21 protein-coding genes are annotated in these 23,012 nt (G+C 67.1%); 8 read left to right on the top strand and 13 right to left on the bottom strand.

Annotated features, from left to right (window positions below; genetic code table 11):
- Positions 1-59 precede the first annotated feature (59 nt).
- Positions 60-770 (bottom strand): AraC family transcriptional regulator, encoded by a 711-nt coding sequence (locus AC13F7_RS04680; RefSeq protein ID WP_346471764.1) that lies wholly within the window; start codon positions 768-770, stop codon positions 60-62.
- Between the two features lie 181 nt (positions 771-951).
- Here AC13F7_RS04680 and AC13F7_RS04675 point away from each other — a divergent pair, with 181 nt between their 5' ends.
- Positions 952-3,042, top strand: coding sequence for a catalase (locus tag AC13F7_RS04675; protein WP_482999391.1), 2,091 nt, complete (start codon positions 952-954; stop codon positions 3,040-3,042).
- Positions 3,043-3,068: 26 nt separating this feature from the next.
- Here the strand turns inward: AC13F7_RS04675 and AC13F7_RS04670 are convergent, their stop codons facing one another.
- The 4 genes from AC13F7_RS04670 to AC13F7_RS04655 all read right to left on the bottom strand — a co-directional run bounded on the left by AC13F7_RS04670 (position 3,069) and on the right by AC13F7_RS04655 (position 7,039).
- A complete protein-coding gene (locus AC13F7_RS04670) occupies positions 3,069-3,890 on the bottom strand; it encodes a hypothetical protein (protein ID WP_482999390.1) in 822 nt (273 codons plus the stop codon).
- A gap of 68 nt (positions 3,891-3,958) precedes the next feature.
- Entirely contained in the window at positions 3,959-5,224 is a 1,266-nt protein-coding gene (locus AC13F7_RS04665) for a sensor histidine kinase (protein WP_482999389.1), read from the bottom strand.
- Positions 5,221-5,907: a response regulator transcription factor gene (locus AC13F7_RS04660; protein WP_482999388.1), complete on the bottom strand. Its 687-nt coding sequence runs from the start codon at positions 5,905-5,907 to the stop codon at positions 5,221-5,223. Before AC13F7_RS04660 ends, AC13F7_RS04665 begins: the two co-directional genes overlap by 4 nt.
- A 4-nt stretch (positions 5,908-5,911) precedes the next feature.
- A complete protein-coding gene (locus tag AC13F7_RS04655; RefSeq protein ID WP_482999387.1) occupies positions 5,912-7,039 on the bottom strand; it encodes a type 1 glutamine amidotransferase domain-containing protein in 1,128 nt (375 codons plus the stop codon).
- A gap of 190 nt (positions 7,040-7,229) precedes the next feature.
- Between AC13F7_RS04655 and AC13F7_RS04650 the strand changes: the two genes are divergently transcribed.
- Entirely contained in the window at positions 7,230-8,090 is an 861-nt protein-coding gene (locus AC13F7_RS04650) for a PA4780 family RIO1-like protein kinase (RefSeq protein ID WP_123730495.1), read from the top strand.
- Between the two features lie 92 nt (positions 8,091-8,182).
- Here AC13F7_RS04650 and AC13F7_RS04645 read toward each other — a convergent pair whose 3' ends face one another.
- Positions 8,183-10,315, bottom strand: coding sequence for a methyl-accepting chemotaxis protein (locus tag AC13F7_RS04645; protein WP_482999386.1), 2,133 nt, complete (start codon positions 10,313-10,315; stop codon positions 8,183-8,185).
- Between the two features lie 203 nt (positions 10,316-10,518).
- On the opposite strand from AC13F7_RS04645, the gene AC13F7_RS04640 reads away from it, so the two are divergent.
- Entirely contained in the window at positions 10,519-11,496 is a 978-nt protein-coding gene (locus AC13F7_RS04640) for a L,D-transpeptidase family protein (RefSeq protein WP_482999385.1), read from the top strand.
- Positions 11,497-11,500: 4 nt separating this feature from the next.
- Entirely contained in the window at positions 11,501-12,199 is a 699-nt protein-coding gene (locus AC13F7_RS04635; RefSeq protein ID WP_481470753.1) for a M23 family metallopeptidase, read from the top strand.
- Here AC13F7_RS04635 and AC13F7_RS04630 read toward each other — a convergent pair whose 3' ends face one another.
- From AC13F7_RS04630 to hflK, 5 genes are all read right to left on the bottom strand, one after another.
- The gene (locus AC13F7_RS04630) at positions 12,200-12,526 is read right to left on the bottom strand and encodes a DUF6966 domain-containing protein (RefSeq protein ID WP_482999496.1); all 327 of its coding nucleotides are present in this window, start codon (positions 12,524-12,526) and stop codon (positions 12,200-12,202) included.
- A 173-nt stretch (positions 12,527-12,699) separates the two neighbouring features.
- On the bottom strand, positions 12,700-13,992 hold the full coding sequence (locus tag AC13F7_RS04625) for an adenylosuccinate synthase (RefSeq protein WP_088432983.1): 1,293 nt from the start codon (positions 13,990-13,992) through the stop codon (positions 12,700-12,702).
- A gap of 283 nt (positions 13,993-14,275) precedes the next feature.
- Positions 14,276-14,461 (bottom strand): DUF2065 domain-containing protein, encoded by a 186-nt coding sequence (locus AC13F7_RS04620; RefSeq protein WP_121038863.1) that lies wholly within the window; start codon positions 14,459-14,461, stop codon positions 14,276-14,278.
- Between the two features lie 69 nt (positions 14,462-14,530).
- Positions 14,531-15,394, bottom strand: coding sequence for a protease modulator HflC (gene hflC / locus AC13F7_RS04615; protein WP_019186091.1), 864 nt, complete (start codon positions 15,392-15,394; stop codon positions 14,531-14,533).
- Positions 15,391-16,515, bottom strand: a complete 1,125-nt coding sequence (gene hflK / locus AC13F7_RS04610) for an FtsH protease activity modulator HflK (protein WP_481470755.1) — start codon at positions 16,513-16,515, stop codon at positions 15,391-15,393. The genes hflC and hflK overlap by 4 nt, the downstream gene beginning before the upstream one ends.
- 176 nt (positions 16,516-16,691) lie before the next feature.
- Here hflK and AC13F7_RS04605 point away from each other — a divergent pair, with 176 nt between their 5' ends.
- Together AC13F7_RS04605 and pilH are read left to right on the top strand one after the other, a co-directional pair.
- Positions 16,692-17,687, top strand: a complete 996-nt coding sequence (locus tag AC13F7_RS04605) for a YhdH/YhfP family quinone oxidoreductase (protein WP_482999384.1) — start codon at positions 16,692-16,694, stop codon at positions 17,685-17,687.
- Positions 17,688-17,776: 89 nt separating this feature from the next.
- Complete coding sequence (pilH, locus tag AC13F7_RS04600) at positions 17,777-18,160, top strand: twitching motility response regulator PilH (protein ID WP_123730488.1); 384 nt, start codon at positions 17,777-17,779, stop codon at positions 18,158-18,160.
- A gap of 76 nt (positions 18,161-18,236) precedes the next feature.
- Here the strand turns inward: pilH and AC13F7_RS04595 are convergent, their stop codons facing one another.
- Entirely contained in the window at positions 18,237-19,133 is an 897-nt protein-coding gene (locus AC13F7_RS04595; protein ID WP_482999383.1) for a DnaJ C-terminal domain-containing protein, read from the bottom strand.
- A 248-nt stretch (positions 19,134-19,381) separates the two neighbouring features.
- Between AC13F7_RS04595 and AC13F7_RS04590 the strand changes: the two genes are divergently transcribed.
- Both AC13F7_RS04590 and AC13F7_RS04585 read left to right on the top strand, forming a co-directional pair.
- Positions 19,382-19,864, top strand: coding sequence for a redoxin family protein (locus tag AC13F7_RS04590; RefSeq protein WP_482999382.1), 483 nt, complete (start codon positions 19,382-19,384; stop codon positions 19,862-19,864).
- Positions 19,865-19,893: 29 nt separating this feature from the next.
- Complete coding sequence (locus AC13F7_RS04585; RefSeq protein WP_482999381.1) at positions 19,894-20,478, top strand: ferritin-like domain-containing protein; 585 nt, start codon at positions 19,894-19,896, stop codon at positions 20,476-20,478.
- A gap of 121 nt (positions 20,479-20,599) precedes the next feature.
- On the opposite strand, the gene pbpC is transcribed toward AC13F7_RS04585, so the two are convergent.
- Positions 20,600-22,975, bottom strand: coding sequence for a penicillin-binding protein 1C (gene pbpC / locus AC13F7_RS04580; protein WP_482999380.1), 2,376 nt, complete (start codon positions 22,973-22,975; stop codon positions 20,600-20,602).
- Positions 22,976-23,012 lie beyond the last annotated feature (37 nt).

Raw genomic sequence — 23,012 nt, 5'->3', positions numbered from 1 at the left:
AGTGCGTCACCATACCCTGTCGGCCGCGCGGCGGCATAGGCCACAAGCCCCACCCCGCCTCAGGCAGCGGCGCGCTCGCCGATCTGGACGCGGTAGGCGCGTGGCGACAGCCCGACCTCGGCCTTGAACTTGCGGGTGAACGCGCTCTGGTCGGTGAACCCGCAGGCCTGGCCGATACTGGCGATGCTGTCCGGGCCATGCAGCAGGTGCACCGCCATCTGGATGCGCAGCCGGGTCAGCACCTGCTGCGGGGTCATCTGGAAGACCTTGCGAAAGGTGCGCTCCAGTTTGGACAACGAGAACCCGGTGATGTCGAGCAGGGTCTGCATGCGCACATTCTCGGCGTAATGCGCATTCAGATGCGCCAGCGCGAGGCGAAGCTGTTCGTACTGGGTACCCAGGCTGTCCTTCTGACCCAGGTCGCGGGAAATACCGATCAATCCGCGGATCTGCCCGTCCACCAGCAGCGGCCGCTTGCAGGTCAGGCACCAGCCCGGCTCGCGGTTGGCGAACAGGTGCAGCTCCATCAGGTTCTCGATGACCTTGCCGGCCAGCACCTGCTCGTCCTGGGTGGCGTAATCGGCCCCCAAACCGGTCGGGTAGATCTCTGCTGCAGTGCGTCCGATCACGTCCTTGCGGGATTTCAGCCCCAACCGCCGCAGCATGGTCTGGTTGATGTGCGTATAGCGCCCGTCGCAGTCCTTCATGAAGAACAGGACGTCGGGGATGGCATCAAACAGGGCTTCGATGTCGGCGGGTTCAACGCGCATGCGGCTGGGAAAGACGGAGGGACACGCGGTCAAGGATACCCGCCCGGGCGCCGCCGACCCAGCGCCGAGGCGCCGCATGTGAAGCGCGGGTGCAAGCAGCGCCGCGTTTTCGCACCCTCGATTAACGCCCTGGCGGCCAGTGTGAGGTGATCCCCTTCCCGCCAGCTCCCGGAGTCGCCTCATGGCCGCCAGCAAGAAAAGCACGAAGAACGCCCCAGCACCTGCCACCGATGTCCGTGGCGAAGGGAATGAACTGCACCAGCGTGCAGGCAATGGCCATCCCGTGCTGACCACCAACCAGGGCATCCCGGTCGGCGACAACCAGAACTCGCTGCGCGCCACCCCGCGCGGGCCGACTCTGCTGGAAGACTTCATCCTGCGCGAGAAGATCACCCACTTCGATCATGAGCGCATCCCCGAACGCATCGTGCATGCGCGCGGCAGCGCCGCCCATGGCTACTTCGAGCTGACCCGCTCGCTCGGCGAGTACACCCGCGCCCGTATCCTCAGTGAAGTCGGAGTGCGCACGCCGTTGTTCACCCGCTTCTCCACCGTGGCTGGCGGCGCCGGTTCGGTGGATACCCCGCGGGATGTGCGCGGCTTTGCGGTGAAGTTCTACACCAAGGAGGGCAACTGGGATCTGGTGGGCAACAACATCCCGGTGTTCTTCATCCAGGACGCGATCAAGTTCCCCGACCTGATCCATGCGGTGAAGATGGAGCCGGACCGCGCCTTCCCACAGGCGGCCAGCGCGCACGACACCTTCTGGGATTTCGTCTCGCTGATGCCCGAATCGATGCACATGATCATGTGGGCGATGAGCGACCGCACGATTCCGCGATCGCTGCGTACCATCGAGGGCTTCGGCATCCACAGCTTCCGGCTGATCAACGATGCGGGTGAGTCGACCTTCGTCAAATTCCATTGGCGACCGAAGCTGGGCATCCAGTCCACCGTGTGGGACGAGGCAGTCAAGCTGCAGAGCGCGGACAACGACTTCCACCGCCGCGATCTGTTCGAAGCGATCACCGCCGGCGATTTTCCCGAGTGGGAGCTGGCCGTGCAGCTGTTCACCGAGGAACAGGCCGAGGCCTTCCCGTTCGACCACCTGGATTCGACCAAGATCATTCCCGAGTCGCTGGTGCCGCTGACCGTGATCGGGCGCATGGTGCTGGACCGCTGGCCGGACAACTTCTTCGCTGAGACCGAGCAGGTCGCCTACTGCCCGGCGAACGTGCCGCCGGGCATCGACTTCAGCAACGATCCGCTGCTGCAGGGTCGCCTGTTCTCGTACCTGGATACCCAGCTCAGCCGCCTGGGCGGTCCCAACTTCCACCAGATCCCGGTGAACGCCCCCAAGTGCCCGTTCGCCAACCATCAGCGCGACGGCCACATGCAGATGAACATTCCGAAGGGACGGGTCGCCTACGATCCGAGTTCGCTGCAGGGCGACAGCCCGCGTGAGAGCGCCGACGGCTTCCCCAGTCACGCCACCGCGCCGGACGACGGCCGCAAGGGCCGCGTGCGCGCGGACAGCTTTGCCGATCATTACAGCCAGGCCCGCATGTTCTTCCGTAGCCTGGAGGCGCCGGAGCAGGCGCATCTGGCCTCGGCGCTGGTGTTCGAGCTGTCCAAGGTGGAGACGGTCAAGGTGCGCGAGCGTACCGTGAGTCACCTGCGCAACATCGACGACACGCTGGCCAAGCGGGTTGCCGACGGGCTGGCGATGCCCGCGTTGCCTGAGCCCGCCGCCACGCAGACCCCGGCGCAGGATTTCCCGAAGGCGCCGGAAGTGCGCATCATCGGCCGCACCAAGGACCTGCTCAAGGGCCGTTGCATCGGCATCCTGTTTGACGAGGGTTCCGATGCGGCGCTGATCGCCAACCTGCGCAAGGCGGCCGACAAGGCTGGTGCCAGCGTCAAGCTGGTTGCGCCCAAGATCGGGGGCGCCAAGCTCAGTGACGGCAAGACGCTGGCCGCTGATGGCCAGCTGGCGGGCACGCCGTCGGTCGTGTTCGATGCGGTCGCGGTGGTGCTGAGCAATGATGCTGCCAAGAAGCTCAGCAAGGAGTCCGCTGCGATCGATTTCGTCAGCGACGCCTGGGCCCATCTCAAAGCGATCGCCGCCGACGACGGTGCACAGTCGCTGCTGAAGATCGCCCGCGTCGGCAACGATGCGGGCGTGGTGGAGGCCGAGGACGCCAAGGGCTTCCTGGCCGCAGCCGCCACACGCCAGTGGGCGCGCGAACCCAAGGTGCGCACGCTCGCCTGAGCTGTGCGCGGTGCGCCGCGCTGATCTCAGCGCGGCGCTGAGGGCGCCGGGGCCGGCTTGGGCACCGGCGCCGGCTTCACGGGGACAGCCATCGACTGCAGCCGACGGATCGAGCCGATCGGCACGGCTTCGGCACGCCGCTGCGCCGGCCACCACAGGAACACGAACGCGCTGCTGGAGCCCAGCAGCTTCGCCGACCCTGGCAGGGCGGCAGCGTCGCCAGTGAGCATCACCTGCACCGGCGTGCCCCCGTGGCCATCGCGGATGGCTTCGGCTTTGTTCAGCGCATACAGTGCCGCGCCGATGGCCATGAAGCAGACCACGCCCATGCACATGCCGGTCAGCGGGCGGAACCCGGAAAACTCCCAGTTCATCCACGGCGATTCAGAGAACAGCATCCGCCATCCCCAATGCCGTGCACGCAGGCGCGCCACCTTGGCCGGATTGCGCCGCCGCAGTGTTTCCGGCCAGCCCAGCAGAACCGCCAGCAGCGCGCCCAGCAGCAGGATCAGGATGTAAGCCGGATCACGCAGACCGGCCACCAGGAAGTCGCTGACCTGCAGGTAATCCAGGATCGACAGCCGGAACTTGAAGTAGAAGAAATAGCTCGACCACAGCCCCAGCGCGGAGAGGAACACGTAGCCCGCGCTCACCATCAACGCCGGCTCCTGTCGGAGCAGGCGCCAGATCACCGCCACCATCGAGTCTTCGTTGCCATGCGTGACCGGCAGCAACGACCAGTCGGTCGGTGTCTGATCCGCCAGCGGTGTGTGCGACTCACCGCCGGCGGTGGAGGCGATGCCAGCCGGTACGTCACCGTGGATACTGCCTTCGTCGCTGTTCCCCATGCGCCCCTCCCCGTTCGGCAGAGCATCGCGCACTTTGGCGGTGGACGGAAGCGGACCGGTGCGTCGCCTCAGTGCACGCTGAAGCTGGCGACCGTGGTGTGCTCGGTTCCTTCGATACGCAGGTCGATGGCGAAGCGGTCGCACAGCCGGTGCACGATCGCCAGGCCAAGCCCGAAGCCGGCACTGCCTTCGCCTTTGGCGAAAGGCCGCACGATCGTGTCAGGGTCACCGGCCGCGGCGGTGTTGCGGATGCGCAGCCGTCCGGCCCCGACATCGATGTGCACCTCGCCTGCCCGCGTGTGCGCGAACGCATTGCCGACCAGATTGGCCAGCAGCATGTGCAGCACCGGCCCGGGCACCGTGAGGCGTACGTCATCGGGCACATCGACCCGCACCTGCACAGGCTTGCCGTCCAGCAGCGCCGCCTGTTCAATCACCACCTGTTCCAGCACCGGCAGCACCGCAAGCGGCAGCGCCTCCTTTTCAACGCTTTCTTCGCGGGCCAGGGTGAGCAGCGTGATCACGGTCTGTTCGAGCTGCCGCGCTGAGTGCTGTACATGCTCCAGCTGCAGCCGTCCGGCCGCGGACAGCCCCGCTTCGTTGGCCAGCTGTTCGGTCGCGCTGCGGATCACCGCCAGCGGCGTGCGCAGCTCATGGCTGGCATCCCGGGTGAAGGCATGCTCGCGGGCAACAAAGGCGCGCACCCGCCCGGTCAGGTTGTCCAGCCCCCGCGCGAGCACGCCGATTTCATCATCGGGGAAGTCGCGCGCGAACCCGATTGGCAGCCGATCCGGCGCCATCCCATCGACCAGTGCGGCCAGTCTGGACAAGGGACGTGTGGTACGTCGTGCCAGCCACGCACCGGCCAGCACGGCAACGACCACCACGGCCAGCCCGGACCAGGCCAGCAGACCCAGAATCTGGCGGCGCATCGGCCGCACCACCAGCTGCTGGCTGACCTCGGCGACCAGCCATCCTGATGTACCGGCGCCGCCCGGCTGCAGCGCGCGCAGGTGATAGTGACGTCCCTGGGTGCCGGCGAACTCGTGCCGCCACGGCTCGGCATCGAACGCGGTTTTCAGATCAGCCGGAAACGTGGCGCTGCTCTCGTGCACGGTAATGAACGTATTGCGCGGCGGCGACCAGCTGCCACTCGCGGCGCGCTGATCCAGCTGCTGCTGCGCTTCCTGTTCGAGCATCGCGTCGAAGAAGCGATCCTCCACGCTGTACACGAACACCGCCACGTACAGGCCGAACAGGCTGGCCACCGCCAGTGCGAACACCGCGAAGGCCAACATCAACCGGTTGCGCAGGCGATGCACACGCGTCGTCATGCGTCGGCCTCCAGCTTGAAGCCAACATCGTGCACGGTCTTGAGCATGGGCCGATCAAACGGTTTGTCCAGGATCTGGCGCAGCAGATACAGGTGCGAGCGCAGCGGATCCGACGGTGGCGCCTCATCGCCCCACAACCGACGGATCAGCTCGCTGCGGGTCACCGTACGCGGCCATGCCTCGACCAGCAGCACCAGCACGCGATACGCGGTCTGCGGCAGCTCAAGCGCCTGGCCGCTGCGGGTCGCGCTGCCGCTGCGGCGATCGATTTCCAGCGAGCCGATGCGCAGCAGGTGACCCTCGCGCCGCACATGCCGGTGCGCCAGCGCCAGGCACCGCGCCAGCAGTTCCTCACCGGCGAACGGTTTGACCAGATAGTCGTCGGCACCGCACTGGAAGCCGACCAGCTTGTCGGCCAACGTGTCGCGCGCGGTCAGCATCAGGATCGGGATGTGACGGTCGGCCCGCTCGCGCAGATGGCTGCACACACCCAGACCGTCCATCCCCGGCAGAGTCAGGTCCAGCACCAGCACGTCCGGCGGCTCGTCCAGCGCCATCTGCAGGCCGCTGAGCCCATCGGCGGCGAAGGCCACGCGATGGCCGCGCGCCTCCAGCAGCGTGGCCATGCCGGCGCGCAGCGCCGGGTTGTCCTCGATGACCAGGATGTGCAGGCCGTCATGCATGGCGTCAGCCTTCGATCGTGTCCTTGAGCTGCTTAGCTTCGGCCATGTCAGGGTGCGTTTCCAGCAGTTTGCCGAGCACGCTGCGCGCCTGTTCCACCTCGCCCAGCCGCCAGTGCGCCTGCGCGATGCCCAGCGGCAGCTGCGGCTCGCTCATGTACGGCGCGGCCAGCTGCATGATCGCCAGGGCGTCACGCACGGCCGCATCGTCCTGCGCGGCCTGCAGCTGGTAGTAGCCGAGCACGCCGATCAACTGATCGTGATAGCCGGTGCGATTGCTCGCCAGCTCGCGCTTGACCGCGTCGCCCTCGCCGTCGAGCAGGCGCTGCACCAGCGCCATGCTGGCTTCATCACGCCAAGGAGTACGGGCGACCGGGGTGCGACCGGTGGCGCGCACGATCGCCTCGGCGACCGCCGGCGTGGAGTACGGGTTCTGCCCGGTGATCAGACGCCCGTCCACCACCAGCTTGGGCATCATCAGCGGCGCCTGCTCCCAGCGCGCGCCGCGCTCGCGCAGCGCTGTTTCCAGCAGGAACGGGAACTCCTTGACCCAGCGCTTGCCGAACACGCCCTCCTCGGCATTGGTGAATCCAGTCATGCGGCGCCCGGCGACCAGCAGTGATCCGTCCGCCAGCCGCACATCCACCAGTGCTGCCGGGCCGTGACAGACGGCGGCGACCACGCCGCCACCGTCGTGCAGCGTACCGAGCAGGCCGCGCAGCGCCGCATCGGTCGGCAGATCGAACATGGCGCCCTTGCCGCCAACCACGTAGACCGCCGCATAGTCGGCCGCACGCAGGGTCGCGGTGGCGCGGGTATCGGCCAGCAACGCGGTCGCCGCCGGATCGGCCAGCACGCGCGCGTTGAAGGGCTCCTTCGGGTCGAACTTGTCGGCCTCCACCGGCCCGCCGCGTGGGCTGGCCACCTGCACGGCCAGGCCGTTGTCGCGGAAGATCAGGTAGGCCTGGGCAAACTCGTCCATCTCGAAACCGGGGCGGGTCTTGCCCTGGTCACGGCCTTCGCCGCTGACCACGATCAGTACCGTATCGGCCGCCGCGGGGCGGGCGTGGACTGCAGGGACAGCGAGCAGCAGGGCCAGAACGGCACCGGTGCGGCGCAGCAGGGACAGCATCATGGGTGGCACTCCTTGGGAAGTGACCCCAGCCTGCCGCGCGGATGTGAAGCAGATTTCAAGCGGGCACCAGCGTGCACGCAGCTGAACAACCCGACCGCCGGGCGCCGTGTCGATGGCTCCATCGGCCCGAAGATGCGAAAATCCCTCCCCCTCCAGGGCAGGCCCCGCGCCAGCCGATTCCCGAGATACCGTGAAGACCCCCCAAGGCTTGCAGGCGCTGATCGACGACGGCGTGATCGATGAAGTGCTCCGCCCGCTCAAGAGCGGCAAGGAGGCAGCGGTATACGTGGTCCGCAGCGGCGACGATGTGCGCTGCGCAAAGGTCTACAAGGACATGGCCCAGCGCAGCTTCCAGCAGCGCGTCCAGTACCAGGAAGGCCGCAAGGTCCGTGGCAGCCGCGAAGCGCGCGCGGTGGGCAAGGCCAGCAACTACGGCCGCAAGCAGCAGGAAGCGGCCTGGAAGAACACCGAGGTCGATGCGCTGTACCAGCTGCGCGATGCCGGCGTGCGCGTGCCGGAGCCTTATGGCTACTTCCACGGCGTGTTGGTGATGGAGCTGGTCACCGATGCTGAAGGGTATTCCGCCGCGCGCCTGGGCGAGGTTGAACTCAGCCCGGAACAGGCGCGCGAGTTCCACCAGATTCTGGTCCGCCAGGTCGTGCGGATGCTGTGCTGCGGGCTGATCCACGGCGATCTGTCGCCGTACAACGTGCTGGTCGGCCCGGAAGGCCCGGTGGTGATCGATTTCCCGCAGGTGGTCAGTGCGGCGGGCAACAATGCCGCACGTACGATGCTGCTGCGCGACGTCAACAACCTCACCGCGTATCTGGGCCGCTGGGCGCCGGAGCTGCTGGAGACCTGGTACGGCGAGGAGATGTGGGCGCTGTTCGAGGCTGGCGATCTGCTGCCGGACAGCGTACTGACCGGTGAATTCGAGCAGGATGAGAGCACCATCGATCTGGATGGCGTCCGCCACGCCATCAACGATGCGCGCGAAGAGGCGCTGATCCGCCAGCAGGGTCGCGAAGCAGCGGAAGAGAACGAGGACTGAGCCGGGCGCGCCGCTGCGTCGGCCGGCCGGATCGGCATGAAAAAGCCCCGCCGAAGCGGGGCTTTTCTGTATTACTCAGCGCACACGTGTCGTCATGCTGCCCGCAATGCCGCCGGGCGACGCAGGCCTGCCGCGCTGTTGTCCAGCTTGAACACCGCCACTGATTCGGTCAGTGCATACGCCTGTTCTTCCAGTGCGCGGCTGGCAGCGGTGGCTTCTTCCACCAGCGCCGCGTTTTGCTGGGTCACCTGGTCCATCTGCACGACCACCTGGTTGACCTGCTCGATGCCGGCGGCCTGTTCCTTGGTCGCGGCGGCGATGTCGCTCATCAGCTGATTGGTGCGCGAGCTGGCCTGGGTCAGGCGGGCGATCGCCGCCTCGGACTGCACGGTCACGCTCAGCCCGGTCTTGACCTTGCTGCTGGACTCATCGATCAGGTCCTTGATCTCCTTGGCCGCCGTACCGGCACGCTGCGCCAGCGTGCGCACCTCGGTCGCCACGACCGCGAAGCCACGTCCGTTCTCACCGGCGCGGGCCGCTTCCACCGCTGCGTTCAGGGCCAGGATGTTGGTCTGGAAGGCGATGCCATCGATCACCGAGGAGATCTCGGAGATGCGCGCCGAGGACTGGTCGATCTCGCTCATGACGGCGGCCATCTGCGCGATGGCCTGCTCGGTTGCCTTGACCGCCGCACCGGCCGCATGCGCTTCATGGTCGGCCTGGTTGGCCAGCTCGGCGTTCTGGCGGACCGTGGAGGTCAGCTCTTCCATCGAGGCGGCGGCCTCTTCCAGATTGGCCGCCTGCTGCTCGGTGCGACGCGACAGGTCGCTGTGGCCTGCGGCCAGTTCCTGTGCGGCATCGTTGATGCTGCCCGCCGCGCCCTGGATCTGCTGCACGATGCCGGTCAGCTGCACGGCGGTGACGGTGGCATCGTCGCGCATCTGCGCGAACACACCTTCGTAGTGGCCATCCATGCGCGAGGTCAGATCGCCGGTGGAGATCGCGCGCAGCACCTGCGACAGGTCGGCGATGCTGCTCTGCGAGCTGGCCATCATCCCGTTCAACTGGGCGACCATCGCGCGGAACTGGAACTGGAAGCTCTGCTCGGTACCACGCACCGAGAAGTCGCCCGCACGTGCAGCCGATGCCAGCGTCTCGATCTGCTGGTTGATCGCCATCAGGCTGTCCTTGACGGTGGCCATGGTGGTGGTCAGCACGGCCTTTTCGCCCGGGTAGGTGTCCAGATCACGGCTCAGGTCGCCGATCGCATAACGCTGCATCACCTCGACCATGTGGAACTCGACGGCCACGTGTGAACCGACCAGCTCGTTGGTCGCGCGGATCATGCGCCCGAAATCGCCCGGGAAGGCGGCTTCGTCCATGCGGTAGCTGATGGCGCCGGCTTCATGCTGGCGGGCCATGTCCAGCTGCGCGGTGATCGCGCCCTGGACGGTCTGGCGGACCGTGGCCATGGCGTTGCCCAGCTGGGTGATCTCGTCGCGGCCGCCCAGGCGGAAGTCCTGCTCCAGGTCGCCCTTGGCCATGCGGGTCGCCAGACCGACGGCGCGGGCCAGCGGGCCGGTCAAGCTGCGTCCGATCAACACCGAGGCCGTGATGCCGACCACCAGCGCAATCGCGCCCAGCACCAGCAACTGCAGGAACGTACGCTCACCCAGCCGGATCGCCTCCGCGGCCGCCTGACGGCTCTGCGTTTCTTCGTAGCTCACGCCATCGCCGAGGGCTTTGTTCCAGGCGTTGGCCGCTTCCTGCACGGCGCCCAGCGTCAACGCGGTGGCACCGGCGAAATCGCCTTGCTTGAGCTGTTCGCTCATCTGCTTGTTGAGCGGGCGCGCGACCGCGCGTGCAGCCGCGATGGCGTCCCCAATCGCCTTGTCATCAGCATTGGTGGGCAACGCCTGGTAGGCAGTCCAGCTGGCCTCGTAACGCTTCACCAGGTTGGCGATGCGCACTTCGTCATCGGCCAGCCGATCGCCCTGGCGGATCAGCATCTCGCGGCGGACCACCATCATCTGGTTGTTGGCATCGAGCATTTCCGACAGCAGCCGGACCTTGGCCACATTGACCTCGACCACCTGCTGCATCGACTGTTTCTGTTCCGCGCTGCCGGTCGCGCCGATGGCGACGACCGCAGCCACCAGCAGCAGCAGCAGGCCGAAGCCCAGGCCAAGCCGCCAGACGACGCTGACGTTCCGCAAATAATCCATGACAACTTCCAAACGTGGGGGGTGCACTGGTATCGGCCTTCCCTGGGCGGCCTTGATCCGTAGGCGTGTCGACGGGTGAATGGGTTCACGTAGCGGACACATTGGCGGGACCCAGGACCCCACTCAGCCGCGCGTCAGGCTTTTCACGGCCACTGCGCATGCCCGGCAGGCATGGTGGAAGCATGTCTCTCCTGGAATATCCCATGACCCCTCGCCTGCATCAGATCGCCCGCGTGTCCGCCCTCGCCTTGGCGCTTGCCGCCCCCGTCTGGGCCGTCGCCCAGACAGCACCGGCCGCGACAACACCGGCTACCGCCGCGGCCGACACGCCGCTGGCCACCGGGCCGCGCTCGGACCTGCATGCCCAGGTGCTGCTGGACCGCGCCCACTTCTCTCCGGGGCAGATCGATGGCGAAGTGGGTTCCAACCAGAAGCGGGCCGTGTCCGGCTTCCAGGCCGCCCGCGGGATCAAGGTGAGCGGTGAGCTGGACGATGCGACCTGGAAGGCCCTGCAGCCGGACAGCGCCCCGCCGCTGGTGCGCTACACGCTGACCGCCGAGGATGTGGCCGGCCCGTTCCAGCCCGTGCCGAAGGGGCCGGCCGAACAGGCCAAGCTGACATCGCTGGGCTTCGGCTCCGTGGAAGAAGCACTGGGCGAACGCTTCCACGCCTCGCCCGACCTGCTGAAAGCGCTCAATCCCGGTGTGGACCTGGGCAAGGCCGGCAGCGTGATCCAGGTGCCGAACATCGCCGTTACGCCCTTGGCCAAAGCCAGCAAGCTGGTCATCGACAAATCCGACTCGACGCTCCGGCTGTTCGATGCCGATGGCAAGGTCTACGCCCAGTTCCCCGTGTCGTCGGGCAGCAAACATGACCCGCTGCCGATTGGCAAATGGAAGATCCTCGGCATCTCGCGCGATCCCACCTTCCACTACAACCCCAAGCTGTTCTGGGACGCCAAGGCCGGCGACAGCAAGGCAGTGCTGCCGCCGGGCCCGAACAATCCGGTCGGCGTGGTCTGGATCGACATTTCCAAACCGCATTACGGTCTGCACGGCACGCCCGAGCCTGGCCACGTGGGCAAGACCGAGTCGCATGGTTGTGTGCGCCTGACCAACTGGGATGCGCTGCAGGTGGCCGATGCGGTGGATGCGTCCGTGCCCGTCGTAATGCAGGAGTAAGCGCATGAAGACCCTGCGACTGCTGGCGGTAGGGCTGGTGATCGGCGTGGTCGGCTACTGGCTGCTGGGGCCGGGGCCGTCCGCCCGCCTTGGCGCCGCCGAACCGGCCAAGGTGGGATCGGCGACGAGTTCCACCCGTGCCGCACTCGATGCGCCACCGCCGCCTGCTTCCACGCCGGCCGCGACACCGGCACCGATCCAGACCGTGCCCGCACCGCCTGCGCCTGACGCGGGCGGTCTCGCTGCGCCTCCAGCAGATGCCGGCGGCGCCCTGCTGCTGCCGGTGCAGGGCATCGGCGCGGACCAATTGCAGGACACCTTCACCGATGCGCGCAGCGAGGGCCGCGTGCACGATGCCATCGACATCCTCGCGCCGGACGGCACGCCGGTGCTGGCCGTCGCCGACGGTACCGTGGAGAAATTGTTCGACAGCGTGCGGGGTGGACTGACCGTGTACCAGTTCGAACCGAGCGGTCGCTACTGCTATTACTACGCCCATCTGGACCGCTACGCCGACGGCCTGGCGGAGAAAAAGACGGTCAAGCGCGGCGAGGTCATCGGCTATGTCGGCAGCACGGGCAACGCGAGCCCCGAAGCCCCCCATCTGCATTTCGAGATCCATGTATTGGGGCCGGAGAAGCAGTGGTGGAAGGGCGAATCGATCAACCCTTATCCGGTGCTGACGGGCCGGCAGGCGCTGTGATCAACGCGGGCTGGCTGTTGCATCCCGGATCGCCCGTGCCAGTTCCCAGGCACGGCCGCGCAATGCGTCCAGACGCTCATTGAGTTCACCCGCGTCCGCTCGCCACTGGAAGTGGCCATTGCTGTAGTCCTGCCCGAGCGCGAGATCGTTGAACGATCCCATGCCGCCATAGGCGCGCAGCAGGCTCTCCGGCGCGCTTGGATCGCCCTGCTCAAGCTGGATGATGACCCGCTGCATCCAATCGGCCCAGTGGTTTTCGCCGTCGCCGCGCAACAGCGCTTCCAGCTCGGTGACCACCGCATGCAGCGCGCGGTTCGCAGTGTTCATGCCGGTGGTGGCGTCATCAGCAGATTCCATGCTGCCCCATCTGATTGTTGAGAGGCCGCACAGCATGCCATGGTATCGCGCGCATGGCGCCCACGAAAAAGCCCCGCTCGCGCGGGGCTTTTTCATTTACCCCGGGTGGCACCGCCAGGCATCGCCCGTCAGTGCCCACCTGATCAGGCGAACGGATCCTGCAGCACCATGGTGTGGTCGCGGTCCGGGCCGGTCGAGACGATGCTCACCGGGCAACCGGCCAGCTCTTCCAGCGCGCGCAGGTAAGCGCGGGCGGCCGGCGGCAGATCATCCCAGTTGGTGATGCCATGGGTGTTCTCGGTCCAGCCCGGGAACTCCAGGTACACCGGCGTGCATTCTTCCCAGCCCTGCGCGTCCAGCGGGGCGTACTCGGTACGCTTGCCGCGGTACTCGTACGCGATGCAGACCTTCAGCTTTTCCATGCCATCGAGCACGTCCAGCTTGGTGATGCACAGGCCGCTGATGCCGTTGATGGCCACGGCGCGCTTGAGCGCGACGATGTCCATCCAGCCGCAACGACGCGGGCGGCCGGTCGAGGCACCGTACTCGGCACCGCGGTCGCGGATGCCCTGGCCGACTTCATCGTCCAGCTCGGTCGGGAACGGGCCACCGCCGACGCGGGTCGCGTAGGCCTTGGCGATACCCAGCACGTAGTCGATCGCATCGGCACCGACGCCGGCACCGGCCAGTGCACCACCGACGGTGGTGTTGGAGCTGGTGACGTAGGGATAGGTGCCGTGGTCGATGTCCAGCAGTGCGCCCTGGGCGCCTTCGAACAGCACGCGCTTACCCTGCTTGCGCAGGTCGTGCAGGATGCCGGCAACGTCGGACTTCATCGGCTCGACGTATTCGCCGAAGGCCAGTGCTTCGTCGTAGGTCTTCTGGAAGTCGACCGCGTCGGTCTTGAGGTAATTGGTCAGCACGAAGTTGTGGTAATCCAGCGCGGTGCGCAGGAGTTCCTCCAGCTGGGCCGGGTAATGCAGGTCGGCGATGCGGATACCGCGACGCGCCACCTTGTCTTCATACGCCGGGCCGATGCCACGGCCGGTGGTGCCGATCGCCTTGCCGCCGGCAGCGCGTTCGCGCGCCTGGTCCAGGGCGATGTGGTACGGCATGATCAGCGGCGCGGCCGGGGAGATCTTCAGGCGCGAACGGACTTCCACGCCGGAGGTTTCCAGCTCGGCGATTTCCTTCTGCAGCGCGGCCGGCGAGATCACCACGCCGTTGCCGATCAGGCACAGCGCGTCTTCACGCAGGATGCCCGACGGAATCAGGTGCAGCACGGTCTTCTTGCCATTGATGACCAGCGTGTGGCCGGCATTGTGGCCGCCCTGGAAGCGCACGACAGCGCCGATTTCCTCGGTGAGCAGATCGACGATCTTGCCCTTGCCTTCATCGCCCCACTGGGCACCCAACACGACAACTGACTGACCCATGACGGGTAACTCCTGGTTTTTGTGCGGCCATCGGGGCCGCGGGTTTGGGACCATGCCGGGGTGGCCGCTCAGCGCGGGGTGGCGGGCTCCAGCGGGGAGCGCGCCGACACTGGGGTACCCAGACACGGAAAAAGCCGGACGAGTGACTCTGAAACAGAGTGCCCGTCCGGCTTTTGTGCATTATCCGGGTTTCCGGTGGCCGCTGCCACCCCGGGGGCCGGTGGACTTCACCGGCCGGTCAGGACCGCCGCCCGGGGAGTGCCGGCGCGTGGCGGTAACCCGCTCAGTGCTTCAACCACCACAGGGTGGTCAGGCCCGCCAGCAGGATCACCCCGCCCCAGGTGCGCAGGGCGCTGCTGCGCAGCATCAGCAACTGCTCGGCCATCCGCTTCCAGGCCAACGGGGCGGCGAACAGGAACAGGCCTTCGAGCACGGCGACCAGGCACAGGGCCGAGAACAGATCTTTCATGACATCTCCACAAACAAAACGGGGACCCGGTCTGCACCGGGTCCCCGTGGATGACTACCGCCTGCGGCCTCAGCGATCGCTCTTGAGGTACTGCAGGAACGGGTCGTTCTTGTCGAGCACGATCACGCCGTTGCCGTCGGTCATGGAGCCACGGTAGGCCTCCAGGCTGCGGTAGAACGCGTAGAACGACGGGTCGGCCGAGCCGGCCTTGCCGTAGATGCGGGCGGCGTCGGCATCGCCGGCACCACGCAGCTGCTGGGCGTCGCGCTCGGCTTCGGCCACGATCACGGTGCTCTCGCGATCAGCCTGGGCACGGATGGTCAGCGACTGCTCTTCACCCTCGGCGCGCAGCTTGGCCGCTTCCTGCTTACGCTGGGCGCGCATGCGCTCGTACACATCGTTGATCACCTGGCTGTCGGTCGGCAGGTCGATCTGCTTGATGCGCAGGTCGATGATCTGCATGCCGAGCGCCTTGACCGACTCGTTGATGCCGGTCAGCTGGTTGGCGATCAGTTCGCTGCGATCCCCGGACACCAGCTGCTGCAACGAGCGCGAGTTGATCTGGTTGCGCAGCGAGTCGGTGATGATCGGAGCCAGACGGGCATTGGCCACGCGGGCGTCGCCGCCGGTCGCACGGAAGTACGCGCGCACGTCGGAGATGTAACCGATGGCGAAGAAGTCGACGCTGACATCCTTCTGCTCAGCGGTGAAGTAACGCGCCGGGGCGGTGTCGAGCACCTGGAAGCGGCGATCGAACACGCGCACCGTTTCCACCAGCGGCACCTTGAAGTGCAGGCCCGGCTTGATGTCCGCACGGACCACCTTGCCCAGGTTCAGCACCATCGCGGTCTGGTCCTCACGGACCACGTAAACCGAACCCAGCAGGCCGAGCAGGACCGCTACGGCCAGACCAATCCACAGTGAACTTCTCATCGGCTGCCCTCCTCACGACCGGTCGGGCGCGTCGTCGGACGCTCCGCATTGCGAACGCCATCCACGGCCGTGCTGGCAGGCAGCGACGGCAGCATGACTTCCGGGGTCACCGCCGGGGCGGCGTTGGTGCTGCTGGTGCGGTTGTCGCCCGGCATCGGCACGTAGATCAGCTGGCGGCCATCGCCACCGATGATCTTGCGGTTCTCCGAGAGCACCTTCTGCACGGTTTCCAGCCACAGGCGCTTGCGCGTGACTTCCGGGGCGTCCTTGTACTGGACCTGCAGCAGGCTGAAGCGCTCGGCATCACCCTCGGCCTTGGCGACCACGGCCTGCTTGTAGCCTTCAGCGGTGGTCCGGGCCCGCGAGGCCTGGCCGCGCGCTTCCGGAACCACCTTGGCCGCGTAGGCCTGCGCTTCGTTGATCAGACGCTCCTTGACCTGCTGGGCGCCGTTGACCTCGTCGAAGGCCGGCTTGACCTCCTCGGGCGGACGGGCATCGGGCAGGGTCAGGCCGGTCACCGACAGACCGGTGCGGTAGCTGCCGAGTGAGGCCTGCAGGCGCTCTTCGGCGGCCACGGCCAGCGGGCCACGGTTGTTCAGCACATTGTTGAGGTCGGCACGACCGACCTGCTCACGCACCGCGCTCTGCGCGGTCTGTTCGAGCACCTGGTCGGCATCGACCGAGCCGAACAGGTACAGGCGCGGATCATCGATACGGTACTGGACGTTGAGCGAGACGTTGACGATGTTCTCGTCGCGGGTCAGGACCGGTACCTGGCTGCTGAACGTCTTGATCTCGGTGGCATTGACCTTGGTCACCGATTCCAGCGGCCAGGGCAGCTTGAAGTTCGGGCCAGGCTGCAGGATGCGATGGAATTGACCGAAGCGCAGCACGACGCCGCGTTGCTGTTCGCCGATCAGCTGGAAGCTGGAGAACAGCAGCAGCAACACCGCAGCCACTGCAACCCAGCGCAGGATGCCGCCATCGAACAGGTCTTTCAGCGGACCGGGCAAACCGCCCCAACCGCCGCCATTGCCGCCACCGCGAGGACCGAACGGCCCACGTCGATTCTCGTCGGGGCCTTGTCCGCCCTTGTTGCCGCCGGGTGTATTCCAGGCCATGCACGCTCCATCAAGGTAAGGTTGCCTGCGGGCCACTCCCGCACCGTCAACCGTTAAAACGTTGTCGATTCTACTAGATGGGGCAGATCGACAGGATTGGAAGGGGTCACGCATCTCGGGGAACGATTCATAACCGCAGCGGGTATGGTGGTGGTTTCCCCCCGTCAGGCATCTTCATGGCAATTCCCGACCGGTTCAACGCTTTCCGCATCCACCAGGACGATACCGGCCACCACGCCGCGCTGGAACCGATCGGCTTGGACCAGCTCAACCCAGGCGAGGTGGTCCTCCGCGCGCACTGGTCCTCGGTCAACTATAAAGATGCGTTGGCCGGCACCGGCAAGGGCAAGATCCTGCGGCGATTCCCGCTGGTCGGCGGTATCGACGTGGCCGGCACGGTGGTCGCTTCGACCGACCCGGCCTACCGCGAAGGCGATGCGGTGCTCGCCACCGGGTGCGGGCTCAGCGAGACCCGCGATGGGGGCTACAGCCCGTATGTGCGCCTGGCCGCCAGTGCGGTGATCCCCCAGCCGGCCGGGCTGAGCCCGCGCGAGGCGATGATCCTGGGGACGGCCGGGTTTACTGCCGCGCTGGCCTTGGTGCGGATGCTGGACAACCGGCAGACCCCCGCCCACGGGCCGCTGGCAGTAACCGGGGCCACCGGCGGGGTCGGCTCGCTGGCGGTGGATATCTTCACCCGGGCCGGTTTCGAGGTGCATGCGATCAGCGGCAAGGCCGACCAGGCCGGCTATCTGCGAGGCCTGGGGGCCCGCGAGGTTCTGCCGCGTGATGTGCTGGCGACCTCCCGCCCGATGGAATCGGCGCGGTTCGGCGGTGGCCTGGACAACGCCGGCGGTGCGATGCTGACCAGCCTGCTGGCCCAGACCGTGCCCTACGGTTCGGTGGTCAGTGCCGGTCTCGCCGCCAGCCCGGCATTGGACATGACGGTGATGCCCTTCATCATCCGCGGCGTATCGCTGCTGGGTGTGTCGTCCTCCGGCGCACCACGTGATCTGCGCGAAGCGGTCTGGGACAAGCTGGGCGGCGAGTGGAAGCCGGCGCATCTGGAGACGATCTGCACCGGCGAGGTCGGGCTGGATGGCCTGCCGGCGGCGTTCGATGCGCTGCTCGCGGGCGGCAACCACGGCCGCACGGTGGTACGAATCGACTGAGCGTGGCAGCCGGGCGACGGACGGCACGCCCGGTGCTTCACGCCAATGCGAGGCCCGCACTACACTGCGGGCATCACACGGGGAACACCATGGCACGCATTCTGATCGTCGACGATTCACCGTCGCAGCTGTTGGGGATACAGCGGATCGTCGAAAAACTCGGGCACGAGATCCTGACCGCCACCGATGGCGCTGCCGGGGTGGAAACGGCGAAGGCCGAGCTGCCCGATCTGGTGCTGATGGACGTGGTGATGCCCAATCTCAATGGCTTCCAGGCGACCCGTACCTTGGCCCGCGACGCCTCGACCAAGCACATTCCGGTGATCCTGGTGACCACCAAGGACCAGGACACCGACCGCATGTGGGGCATGCGCCAGGGGGCCAAGGCATACATCACCAAGCCTTTTTCCGAAGACGAGCTGTCCGAGGTGCTGGAGCGCGTTTTCAGCCACCAGGAGCCGCCGACGGCGTGAGCCTATGGCACGGTAAGCCGACAGCAAGGTGAGCCGACCAACGGTCGGCTCCTACCGCGAAGGCAAACGCCTTGCATCACAGCTTCTCGCCGAATGCCTTGGCCAGCGTCTTGTACGCTTTCTTCTGCGCCTCATCGGTGGGCGCCGGCGCGATGATCTCCAGCTCCACGATCTGATCGCCATCCGGGTTGCCCGGCAGGCCGCGGCCACGCAGGCGCAGCTTGCGGCCGGCATCGGACTCGGCCGGCACCTTCAGCTCCACTGCTCCGCCCAGCGTCGGCACGCTGATGCTCGTCCCCAGTGCGGCCTGCCACGGGGTCACCTGCAGCGTGTACAGGATGTTGCGGCCATCCACCTCGAACTGCGGGTGTTCGGCGTATTCCACCTCCAGCAGCAGGTTGCCGCCACCGGTGCCCTGCCCGCCCAGCCGGATCACCTGGCCCGGCCGGATGCCCTTGGGCACGCGCACGTCCAGCTGCTTGCCGCCCACGTTGATGCGCAGGCTGTCGCCCTGGTAGGCAGCCTCCAGCGGCACGGACAGCTTGGCGCGCGTGTCGCGGGTCGGCTGCGGGCCCTGGCTGGCGCCGCCGAAGCCACTGGCGCGGCCACCACCGCCGCCGCGCTGGCGCGCGAACAGGCTTTCGAAGAAGTCACTGAAGCCGCCGCCACCGGCGCCGCCACCGAACACCTCTTCGAAGTCATAGCCCTGGCCACCGCCGTAGTTCGGCGGGGCATGGAACTCCTCGCCGGGCCGGTAGCCCTGCGCCTTGAGCTGGTCATAGGCCGCGCGCTTCTGCGGATCGCGCAGCGCCTCGTAAGCCTCGTTGACCGCTTTGAATTTGTCCTCGGCCCCGGCTTCCTTGCTCACATCCGGGTGGTACTTGCGCGCCAGGCGGCGGTACGCGGTCTTGATCTCAGCATCGCCCGCGGTGGGTTCCACCCCGAGCGTGGCGTAGTAATCCTTGAATTCCATCCAAACACCTCGACTAAGTTCGGCCACCCGCGTGGGCGGGCGCCGTCCGCGCAATTCTAGCTGCTGCAGACCGGCCCACCGTGACGCCGGGCGCGAATGATCCTGCGCAATGCGGCGGACATCGCGGGCGGCTACGCTGCCCCCGTCGCCCGCCTTTCCCGCTACAGATGGGTCTTCACGGCGGCTTTTCAACGTTGACATGGCCATCCCATGCCCCTCACTACCCTGCCTGTGTCCAAGGAGTCCGCATGACCATCCACGTTGGCGACCGCATTCCCGAAGTCACCCTCAAGCGCATCCGCGAGGGCATGGAAACCATCGATACCCATGCCCTGTTCGATTCGCGCAAAGCGGTGCTGTTCGGCGTGCCCGGCGCATTCACCCCGACCTGTTCGGCCCGGCACCTGCCCGGCTTCATCGAGCACTTCCCCGAATTCCGCCACCGCGGGATCGAGGTGTTCTGCATGGCGGTCAACGATCCGTTCGTGATGAAGGCCTGGGGCGAGAGCCAGCAGGTGCCCGACGGCCTGCAGCTGCTGTCTGACGGCAATGGGGAGTTCACCCGTGCGCTGGGCCTGGAAATGGATGCCAGCAGCTCGGGGATGGGCATCCGCTCGCGCCGCTTCGCGCTGTACGTCGAAGACGGTGTCGTGCGCGAGACCTTCATCGAGGAACCCGGAAAATTCGACGTGTCTTCGGCGCAGTACGTGCTGGAGCATCTCCCCCGCTAGACCCACGCAAGAGAGGAACCCGGCCAGCCATGTCAAAGCCAGCCAAGAACACCCCGAACGCCACCCCGGACAACAGCCGCCCGCCGGGCATCAGCGACACCGCCACCCTGCGTGCCAAGGCCCGCAAGGACATCGAAGATGGCGCCATCACCGACAGCTACAGTGCCGACCGCGAAGCGGTCATCAAGCTGCTCAACGATGCGCTCGCCACCGAGTACGTCTGCGTGCTGCGCTACTACCGCCATTACTTCATGGCCAAGGGCATGCTCGCCGATTCGATCAAGGCCGAGTTCCTGGAGCACGCGCAGCAGGAGCAGGCGCACGCCGGCAAGCTGGCCGAACGCATCGTGCAGCTGGGCGGCGAGCCCGACCTCAATCCGGACACCCTCACCGCGCGCTCGCATGCCGAGTACAAGGAAGGCAGCGACCTGCGCGACATGGTCCGCGAGAACCTGATTGCCGAGCGCATCGCGATCGACAGCTACCGCGAGATGATCAACTTCGTGGGCGACAAGGACACCACGACCAAGCGCATCCTCGAAGAGATCCTGGCGCAGGAAGAAGAACACGCCGACGAATTCGCCGATCTGCTGGACGGCTGGATCGGGGAGTAATGCCGGCCGCTGGCCGGCGCCTGGTGCTGTAGTGCCGGCCGCTGGCCGGCTCCCCGCACTATCCGAACGGAGTGCAGTGCCGGCCAGCGGCCGGCACCACCAGAATCTGCGCAGCGCAACGTCAGTGCAGGATCCGGAACCGAACCTGCGTCCACGCGCCATCGGCGGCCAGCGCGGTCAACGTGTGCTCACCGACTTCATCAAAGTCGCGCTGGAACAGGCGTGCCCCTTCGGTGCGGGCAATCCAGCGGTCGTCCAGCAGCCAATCCACCGTCGTTTCATTGCCCAGTGCACGCAGTTGCAGGCGCACGCCGTGCTCGGCATTCGGGGCGCGTGCGAGGGTGGCGCGATCGTTGAGCCCCTCGATATGCAGGGTCCCGCCGCTCTCGCGACCGTCGTCGCTGCAGTCCGGAGACAACGCAGGCAACTGCGAGGCCTGACGCTGGGCCTGCGGCAGCCACGGCGACAACAGCGCCGGCCAGCGCGCGATCTCACGCGGCTCCGCCGCATGGGGCCGGCTGCACTCCGGCGACAGCCGCAGCCCCGTACGCACATCCACCTGGAAACGCTGCAGACCCGGCTGCCACAGCCGCGCCTCGCGTTCGGCGAAGGTCGGCGGCACGACCCCGTCCAGCACGAAGGCCGGCATCCGGCGTTGGCACAGGGGCGCTGCGGTCTGCTCCGCCAAGCCGCCGGTCGGCCAGCAGATATCGGCCTGTGCCACGCTTGCCGGCATCGGCGCTGCACTGGCATCGCCGGCGTGGCGCGGCAGGCTGTCGATCACTTCGAACATCAGCGGCAGGGCGGTCACCGCACCGTACTGCCCGGGCAGCGGCGTGCCATCCGGGCGCCCCACCCACACACCTACCGTGTAATGGCGCGTCGTGCCGATCGCCCAGGCATCGCGGTAGCCGTAGCTGGTGCCGGTCTTCCAGGCCACACGGGGGCGGCCGGTGACGTCGAATGTGCCGGCGCCATAGCCCGGGCGCGGATTGGACTCGAGCATCTCGCGGGTGATCCACGCCGCGCCCGGTGACATCAGGCGTCGCTCGATCACGGCGTCCGCGGCGGTGTATCGCACTCGACCGGCGATGCCGTTGCGGTTGAACGCGGCGAAGGTACCGACCAGGTCCTCCAGCCGCGCACCGGTACCGCCGAGTATCAGCGACAGGTTCGGCGCACTGCCGTGTGGAAAGCGCAGATTGATGCCGGCGTGCGACAGGCGTGCGGCGAAACGTGCCGAGCCGACCCGGTCCAGCAGATCCACCGCCGGCACGTTCAGCGACAGACGCAGTGCCGTGGAGGCACTGACCGGCCCGTTGAAGGCCGCGTCGAAGTTGCCGGGCCGGTACCCACCGAAACTCTGCGGCGCGTCCACCATCAGGCTTTCCGAATGGATCAGGCCATCATCCAGCGCCATGCCGTACAGGAACGGCTTGAGCGTGGAGCCCGGTGAGCGCCAGGCCTGCACCATGTCCACATGGCCGAGCCGCTGCTTGTCGCCGAAGGCCACCGAGCCAACATAGGCGCGTGCCTCAAGCGTTCGGTTGTCCACCACCAACAGGGCCGCCGAGGTGCGCTCGGGCAGCTGCGAAAAATACGAAGACACGCGTTCTTCCAGCGTGCGCTGCAGGCCGATATCCAGCGTGCTCTCGATCCGCGCCGCCCGCGGCTGCGCCGAGCGCAGGCGCTGGGCCAACAATGCCGCATGCAACGGAGGCTGCAGCGCACGGGTGACCACCGCCTCGATGCGCGCATCGTCGACCTCTTCTCGTGACCACACGCCAAGCGACGCCATCCGCTCCAGCACCTTGTCGCGCGCACGTTGCGCCGCCTCCGGATGGCGGTCCGGACGCAACCGGCTGGGCGACTGTGGCAACACCGCCAGCAGCGCGGCCTCGGCATGCGACAGCTGCGAGGCCGGCTTGCCCAGATAGGCCCAGCTGGCCGCCTCCACGCCTTCGATGGTGCCACCGTAGGGCGCGCGCTCCAGGTACAGCGCCAGGATCTGCGCCTTGCTCAGGTGCAGCTCCAGCTGCACCGCGCGCAGCAGCTGCTTGGCTTTGCCCCACGGCGTACGCGTATGCGGGTCGAGGATGCGGGCGACCTGCATGGTCAGGGTCGAGCCGCCGGAGACGATCCGCTGCGCGAACAGCCACTGCTTGCCGGCCCGCAACAGCCCCCACGGATTGATGCCGGGATGCCGCCAGAACCAGCGGTCTTCGTAGTTGAGCAGTGCCTGCAGGTACAGTGGCGAGACGCTGTCGGCGGAGGCCGGGTAACGCCACACCCCGTCCGCATCGGCGAACGCGCGCAGCGGCGTGCCATCACGCGCGACCACCAGGGTGCTGGTGTCGCGCTGCCTGGGCAGCGGGGGCGGAAACGCGAGATCCAGCACCAACAGCAGCGTGAGCACCGCGGCCATGGCCCATCGCAGGCAGGGCAGCACGTTGCGTCGCACGGTTGCCCATGACTGCTTGGAAAAAAGAGACGTCATATCAATTCAGCAGCGAGGCAAGCGGGCCGTCAACCAG

Source organism: Stenotrophomonas sp. K-6, from assembly GCF_056861555.1.
This window is presented reverse-complemented; position numbering and strand designations above follow the sequence as displayed.

Coding starts and splice junctions, on each gene's coding strand:
- AC13F7_RS04680 (WP_346471764.1), bottom strand. CDS start 770: ATGCGCGTTGAACCCGCCGACATCGAAGCCCTGTTTGATGCCATCCCC.
- AC13F7_RS04675 (WP_482999391.1), top strand. CDS start 952: ATGGCCGCCAGCAAGAAAAGCACGAAGAACGCCCCAGCACCTGCCACC.
- AC13F7_RS04670 (WP_482999390.1), bottom strand. CDS start 3,890: ATGGGGAACAGCGACGAAGGCAGTATCCACGGTGACGTACCGGCTGGC.
- AC13F7_RS04665 (WP_482999389.1), bottom strand. CDS start 5,224: ATGACGACGCGTGTGCATCGCCTGCGCAACCGGTTGATGTTGGCCTTC.
- AC13F7_RS04660 (WP_482999388.1), bottom strand. CDS start 5,907: ATGCATGACGGCCTGCACATCCTGGTCATCGAGGACAACCCGGCGCTG.
- AC13F7_RS04655 (WP_482999387.1), bottom strand. CDS start 7,039: ATGATGCTGTCCCTGCTGCGCCGCACCGGTGCCGTTCTGGCCCTGCTG.
- AC13F7_RS04645 (WP_482999386.1), bottom strand. CDS start 10,315: ATGGATTATTTGCGGAACGTCAGCGTCGTCTGGCGGCTTGGCCTGGGC.
- AC13F7_RS04640 (WP_482999385.1), top strand. CDS start 10,519: ATGACCCCTCGCCTGCATCAGATCGCCCGCGTGTCCGCCCTCGCCTTG.
- AC13F7_RS04635 (WP_481470753.1), top strand. CDS start 11,501: ATGAAGACCCTGCGACTGCTGGCGGTAGGGCTGGTGATCGGCGTGGTC.
- AC13F7_RS04630 (WP_482999496.1), bottom strand. CDS start 12,526: ATGAACACTGCGAACCGCGCGCTGCATGCGGTGGTCACCGAGCTGGAA.
- AC13F7_RS04625 (WP_088432983.1), bottom strand. CDS start 13,992: ATGGGTCAGTCAGTTGTCGTGTTGGGTGCCCAGTGGGGCGATGAAGGC.
- AC13F7_RS04620 (WP_121038863.1), bottom strand. CDS start 14,461: ATGAAAGATCTGTTCTCGGCCCTGTGCCTGGTCGCCGTGCTCGAAGGC.
- hflC (WP_019186091.1), bottom strand. CDS start 15,394: ATGAGAAGTTCACTGTGGATTGGTCTGGCCGTAGCGGTCCTGCTCGGC.
- hflK (WP_481470755.1), bottom strand. CDS start 16,515: ATGGCCTGGAATACACCCGGCGGCAACAAGGGCGGACAAGGCCCCGAC.
- AC13F7_RS04605 (WP_482999384.1), top strand. CDS start 16,692: ATGGCAATTCCCGACCGGTTCAACGCTTTCCGCATCCACCAGGACGAT.
- pilH (WP_123730488.1), top strand. CDS start 17,777: ATGGCACGCATTCTGATCGTCGACGATTCACCGTCGCAGCTGTTGGGG.
- AC13F7_RS04595 (WP_482999383.1), bottom strand. CDS start 19,133: ATGGAATTCAAGGATTACTACGCCACGCTCGGGGTGGAACCCACCGCG.
- AC13F7_RS04590 (WP_482999382.1), top strand. CDS start 19,382: ATGACCATCCACGTTGGCGACCGCATTCCCGAAGTCACCCTCAAGCGC.
- AC13F7_RS04585 (WP_482999381.1), top strand. CDS start 19,894: ATGTCAAAGCCAGCCAAGAACACCCCGAACGCCACCCCGGACAACAGC.
- pbpC (WP_482999380.1), bottom strand. CDS start 22,975: ATGACGTCTCTTTTTTCCAAGCAGTCATGGGCAACCGTGCGACGCAAC.